6 protein-coding genes are annotated in these 5,156 nt (G+C 61.0%); 3 read left to right on the top strand and 3 right to left on the bottom strand.

Annotated elements, in window-relative coordinates; genetic code table 11:
- Positions 1–124: 124 nt before the first annotated feature.
- On the bottom strand, positions 125–250 hold the full coding sequence (locus tag F8R15_RS22000; protein ID WP_256365704.1) for a hypothetical protein: 126 nt from the start codon (positions 248–250) through the stop codon (positions 125–127).
- Positions 251–564: 314 nt separating this feature from the next.
- Positions 565–984, bottom strand: coding sequence for a hypothetical protein (locus F8R15_RS20610; RefSeq protein ID WP_152845838.1), 420 nt, complete (start codon positions 982–984; stop codon positions 565–567).
- Between F8R15_RS20610 and F8R15_RS20605 the strand changes: the two genes are divergently transcribed.
- Complete coding sequence (locus F8R15_RS20605; RefSeq protein WP_152845837.1) at positions 977–1,288, top strand: hypothetical protein; 312 nt, start codon at positions 977–979, stop codon at positions 1,286–1,288. The two genes, F8R15_RS20610 and F8R15_RS20605, sit on opposite strands and share 8 nt — an antisense overlap.
- A gap of 375 nt (positions 1,289–1,663) precedes the next feature.
- Here the strand turns inward: F8R15_RS20605 and F8R15_RS20600 are convergent, their stop codons facing one another.
- A complete protein-coding gene (locus F8R15_RS20600) occupies positions 1,664–2,128 on the bottom strand; it encodes a hypothetical protein (protein WP_152845836.1) in 465 nt (154 codons plus the stop codon).
- A gap of 487 nt (positions 2,129–2,615) precedes the next feature.
- On the opposite strand from F8R15_RS20600, the gene F8R15_RS20595 reads away from it, so the two are divergent.
- Together F8R15_RS20595 and F8R15_RS20590 are read left to right on the top strand one after the other, a co-directional pair.
- Positions 2,616–4,040 carry a hypothetical protein gene (locus tag F8R15_RS20595; RefSeq protein ID WP_152845835.1) on the top strand — a complete coding sequence of 475 codons (1,425 nt, stop codon included), beginning with the start codon at positions 2,616–2,618 and terminating at the stop codon, positions 4,038–4,040.
- A 150-nt stretch (positions 4,041–4,190) separates the two neighbouring features.
- The gene (locus tag F8R15_RS20590) at positions 4,191–4,901 is read left to right on the top strand and encodes an IS6 family transposase (protein WP_152845834.1); all 711 of its coding nucleotides are present in this window, start codon (positions 4,191–4,193) and stop codon (positions 4,899–4,901) included.
- Positions 4,902–5,156 lie beyond the last annotated feature (255 nt).

Raw genomic sequence — 5,156 nt, 5'->3', positions numbered from 1 at the left:
CGTCAGTGAGCCACGGCGCTTGAGCGCTTCATTGTAGGATGGCCAGTTCCTGGTCTTGTAGGTCGGGGGCGTCGGTCTGCTCATGACAGCCAGCTACCACGCTGGATTCACAACATGAATCCCTTCACGGGATTTGTGCAACAGAGCCATCGTAAAGGTATGTGACGAGGTCTGCCACGCTGATGGTCTCACCCAGATCGAGGTCGGCTTCGGTGATGAGCAGGCACGTATTGCCGTAATTGGAGCTCATGGTCATGTTTCCTTTTTCGTGCGGCGGTTTCACATGGGAGGGGGCCGCCGCGGTAAATGTGTTTCGTCGATGGCTAGCCGCCCGATCTCGTTTTGGCCACGCTGCAGATTTGGTTTGACCTCTTTCTCGATGGCCGAAGCGAAGCCACCTCGGGGGAAGCAAACGGTGCGGCGCGCATAGCGAGCGTTTTTCGCCGCATCCGGATGTGAGGTGGGCGTGGTAGGGAGCTGCAGAAGAAAAAACTGCTGAACATCGAAGCGTCTTCCACGACGCAGGAGCACCAGGCCGGGAGGTCCCGGCCTGGTGCTTTTTTGTTAAGCGTGGATTCGGCGCCGAAGCGCGGATACCTGACGCTCGGCGGTCAGTTGATCGAGCACCGTTTGACGAAGATGGCGAAAGCGGCGCAGTTGCTCCCAGAGCCGCCGGATCGCCTCGAGCTCCGGGTTGAGGAAGGCGTAATCGTCTGTGTCGCAGTGCAACGCGATGTTGCGGTACCCTGGGGCACGGGCCTTGAGAGCTTCGAGCACCCGGGTTTGCAGCAGGTCCAGAGTTGCTTCATCGCGATCGCGATAAAGCTTGCCTGCGCGAAGCGCCTCAAGCATGGCGCGGATGCGCGGCGCGTCTTGCTGCAGGTCGAGGGGGCTCTCGTCAAGAGCGGTCTGGAGGGCGCGCGCCGCCTCGATCGTCGCGCGGGCCTTGGTTTCGATGTTGGGCTGGATTTGTGTGATGGTCATGAGAGACTCCTGTTTCGATCCGCTGAAGTGCGGATCGTTCAAGATCGCGCCGCCGATTTGTCAGGGCGGCGCGAAGGGGGGATCAGGCTGCTCGCTGGCGTTGACGCGTGTCTGCGCGCTCTTCCGCCTGCAGATCCGCGAGGCGATCGGTATACTGATCGGTGAGGAGACAGATCTCTTCGACGACAGGATCTGCGGGGTCGATATCGACGAAGAAACCCGCCTCAAGGCTGTCGAAATCGTCCACGTTTTCCAGCGTGAGCAGGTCCGAAAACCACTGAAGCTCGCGTCGCAGTTTCCGTGAGATCGGCGCAGGCTGCGCGAGGTCTCGCGTAAGAGCGGACACGCGACCTGCAGCCTGTGGACCGCCGAGGCGCGTGGCCGCTTCGCAAAGCGCTTGGCGATTTTCGGTGAGGAACTCGGACATCAAGATGCGTGCAACGGGGATGTTTTGGTAGTGCATGGGACAGATCCTTCTGTCGCGCCCGGCGGATTTTCCGCGGGCTTCAAGAACGGCTTTCCAACGAGCCATTTCGATTGAGGTGACGGGGTTGAAGCGCGAGATCTCGGAGATGGCCGAAGGTCTGTTTTGATTTGCTGAAGTGAGCCTCTGGGACCGAGATGGCGCTTCGCTTCGAGAGCGCCATCGACGGGTCAGTGGCTCTGGGTTGCTTGATCCTCAAGCGGGGCTTTTCTCAGCTGCCGCATGCTGGGCGAGCAAACGTTTTTGCACCAAGAGCATCCGCTCGAATGCACGGCCACTCAGAGCGCCAAGCACCGGGGTGCGCAGGTCCGGGCAAACGCAGAGCGCGGGGTCGTTGGTTCTGATCACGCGTGTGCGCGCGCCGAGGAAACCTGTCGCGCGGTCGAGGCCGCAGGCCATCGCGGCGGTGAGCGACAGCTCGATCCCGAGCGGGGTGCGGGCCTTTTTGCGACTTGACGTTCCGTAGGCAATACAGAGCCAGCGCTGACCGTGCTGGTGCGAGACGGCAAGCACGAGGCACGGGCGCGGTTTCGGGCGCTCCTCTGTCGCCCCCTCTCGTAGCGGAAAGCGGTACGAAATGATGTCGCCCGCTTTGAGCGTTTCCGACCAAGGTTTCAGGCGCGGCGGTTTGGCAGGGCGTGTCGAAGAGGTATCAAGCATGTGTCAGTCCTATTCTCGGAATGACGCACGAGGTTCGAAGGAGGCCGGGATTGGCTTTTTCTGTCGCGCGTCACACCGAGCGCGCGACAGAAAAAGCCAATCGCAGGCTGCCTCTGTAATACTCTCTGACTTTCCTGCCTGTTCGTGAGTTTCAAAGGTCGTGGTCTCCTCGCGGCGATGCCGCAGCGGACCGATCAGCAAAGCCGGTTTTGGCCCGCCAGAACCTTGCCGGTGCCCCAGCGCAGGGCGCGTTCAAGCCAATGCGCCGCCATTCTGCACGCCCGTTTCTCATCGCCAGTCTTCGCACCACGTTCGTCGTTCCGGGGGCGGATTTGATCCATGAAAGGCGTTGATGAAATTCTTATTGCGAACAAAAACAACAAATTATGAAGTGTTTGAAAAATTTTTCGCTTTTTTCTTCATCTTTCGATTTTGGTTTTTCGGGAGCGGGCGATCTCCCTGATTACCGAAAACAGGAGTAATTTTTATGACCATTCACGCCCCCATTGATCAGCCGACGTGCAAAACCTCTCCCGCGCTCGATCAGTTCTTCACGCGGCCCGAGATTGCCAAAGCCTGCTACGGGCGGCTCGTGGACCTCTATCCGGTGCAAACCGGTGATCTCTGGATCGAACCGTCCGCGGGAGCTGGCGCATTTCTCGAGCTGATGCCCAAGACCAGTATCGGGCTCGACCTCGTTCCCGCCGCGGACGGCGTCAACTACGCAGATTATCTCGACTGGACGCCTCCGAGCGGGTTTCAGCGTCACGTGGTCGTCGGCAATCCGCCCTTCGGGCGGAACACGAGCACAGCGGTCGCCTTCTTCAACCGTGCGGCGGAGCACGCGCAGGTTATCGCGATGATCCTGCCGCGCTCAGTGCGGAAACTTTCGGTGCGGCGCAGGCTCGACGCGATGTTTCATCTCGTGGATGAAGTTCTTCTGCCGAGCGGGGCTTTCTTCTACGAAGGCAAACCCGCGTCTGTCCGCACCGTCTTTCAGATCTGGGAGCGCCGCGACCACCCGCGTGTCGAGGCTCCGGCCTGCATCAGCCATCCGGATTTCGTCTTCTGCGATGCCGCCGAGGCCGAGTTCGCCATCCGTCGCGTGGGCGGCGTCGCGGGCCGGATTTTTGATGACCTTGCGCATCGCGCGCCGAACTCGCATATCTTTGTGAAAGCGGCCGAGGGCGTCAGTGCGGAACGTCTGCGCGACCGCTTCGCGCAGCTGGATTTCAGCGAGGTGCGCGAAGATTCTGTCGCGCATTACTCGGTCGCGAAGAGCGATGTTGTCGCCCTCTATGAGGCGCTGGTCATTGCAGAGGGTTCAACTGCGCGCTGCTTGGTCGATCGCGGTGACGACGGCTCCAAGGACGCGTCTCGCGAAGATCGCCCGAAGGGTGTCGCGAGCAAGGCCAGTGGCCGATTGCCGCGCGAAGCACTGCCCCTGGCGCCCAAGGCGCAGTCCATCAGCGAGAAATCGTCGCCCGATGTTCCCCCGCAAAATTCGAGTCAAACCACTCCGGAAACCTCGCGCTACGTCTCGCGGCCCGCTAGCACGCCGCCCGTGCGCATCCCTAACGTCGTTCAAAACAGGACAAATATCATGCAAGACAAAATCAGGGTCTCTGAACTGAAGACTGCGAATCTCTCGATGCGGGATGTCGAACTCTACGCTCATACCGAGGATCTGCTCTTCCTCGAGGCGGAGCTCGTGTTTGAGCTTGCCGCTACGCGCGTGCAGGTCGTCGCGAAGATCACCATCACCGGCGAAAACGTCTCTGTGCACGCCGAACGCATCCAGGACGAAATGGGCCTTCCTATCGTGGGAGAGCACCTGCTGGCGATCGTTATCGCCAATCGCCGGGAGGAGATCGCCGATCTCGTGCGGGCTGCGGCCATGACGCGCGCTTGATGACGAAGGCCTTGCGAAACCATCGGGTTCGCAAGGCGCCTCACCGAAAGCACGCGACAACGCTGTGCTTCTTCGATTTCTGTCCGCTACCCTTCGTCCCATAGGCTTTGTCAGGTTGCAGGCCGCCCGATCGCCGGTTAGCGAAGGGCCATGCTGAATCTGTCCGACCTGTCCCGTATCAAGGGTCTCCGATTTCCGCGCGCCGTGATCGGCTACGCCGTCTGGGCGTATCATCGGTTCGCTCTCAGCCTCCGGGACGTCGAAGATCTGCTCGCCTCACGCGGGGTCCGCGTTTCCTACGAGACCGTGCGGGACTGGGTCGCGCGCTTCGGCCGGCAGTTCGCCGCCCGCATCCGTCGCGAGCGCCCCGACCCGGCGGACAAATGGCATCTCGACGAGGTCGTGATCTCGATCAACGGCAAGAAACACTGGCTCTGGCGGGCGGTCGACGCCAATGGCGACGTGCTGGATATCCTGATCCAGTCGCGTCGGAACACGAGCGCAGCCAAACGCTTCTTTCGAAAGCTATTCCGGTGTTGGGGCCAGCCGCGCGTGCTGGTCACGGACAAGCTCGGTTCCTACGCTGCGGCCAAAGCCGAGATCGCTCCCGGGATCGAACATCGCCAGCACAAGGGGTTGAACAATCGGGCCGAAGCCTCTCACCGGCACACCCGTCGACGAGAGAAGATCATGGGGCGCTTCAAGTCCCCGGGGCAGGCGCAACGGTTCCTCTCAACCCAAGATCAGATCGCCACCTTGTTCCGCCCGAAACGCCATCGCCTCTCCGCCCGATCATACCGTCATGCGAGGGCTGACGCGTTCCGCCTTTGGGCCGACTATGCCGCGGACCTGGCCGCCTGAAAACCGTGATGGCGGATCGTGGCACTCACGGCCCGGCAACCTGACAAAGCCATGCCCGCCATGGTAGCAACGTTTGGTGGGAAGGCAGTTCATCCCATTAGCTCAATTTTGCGGTTCTGCGAGCCGCAAACCGTCGCTCATACAAGACCCTGTAGGCTTCTGCGGATGCGGGCAAGTGATTGCGGACACTGGCTTCGTATGCGTCATACGAGCCGCCGCGCAGGGCGTCGATTATTGCCATGTGCTGCGCCACGA

The sequence above is a fragment of the Thioclava sp. JE_KL1 genome (assembly GCF_009296265.1).
GTDB lineage: Bacteria > Pseudomonadota > Alphaproteobacteria > Rhodobacterales > Rhodobacteraceae > Thioclava.
This window is presented reverse-complemented; position numbering and strand designations above follow the sequence as displayed.

Bases quoted from the DNA above. Each gene is read 5' to 3' on its own strand.
- F8R15_RS20605 (WP_152845837.1), top strand. From the start codon at position 977: ATGGTCATGAGAGACTCCTGTTTCGATCCGCTGAAGTGCGGATCGTTC.
- F8R15_RS20590 (WP_152845834.1), top strand. From the start codon at position 4,191: ATGCTGAATCTGTCCGACCTGTCCCGTATCAAGGGTCTCCGATTTCCG.
- F8R15_RS20600 (WP_152845836.1), bottom strand. From the start codon at position 2,128: ATGCTTGATACCTCTTCGACACGCCCTGCCAAACCGCCGCGCCTGAAA.
- F8R15_RS20595 (WP_152845835.1), top strand. From the start codon at position 2,616: ATGACCATTCACGCCCCCATTGATCAGCCGACGTGCAAAACCTCTCCC.
- F8R15_RS20610 (WP_152845838.1), bottom strand. From the start codon at position 984: ATGACCATCACACAAATCCAGCCCAACATCGAAACCAAGGCCCGCGCG.
- F8R15_RS22000 (WP_256365704.1), bottom strand. From the start codon at position 250: ATGAGCTCCAATTACGGCAATACGTGCCTGCTCATCACCGAAGCCGAC.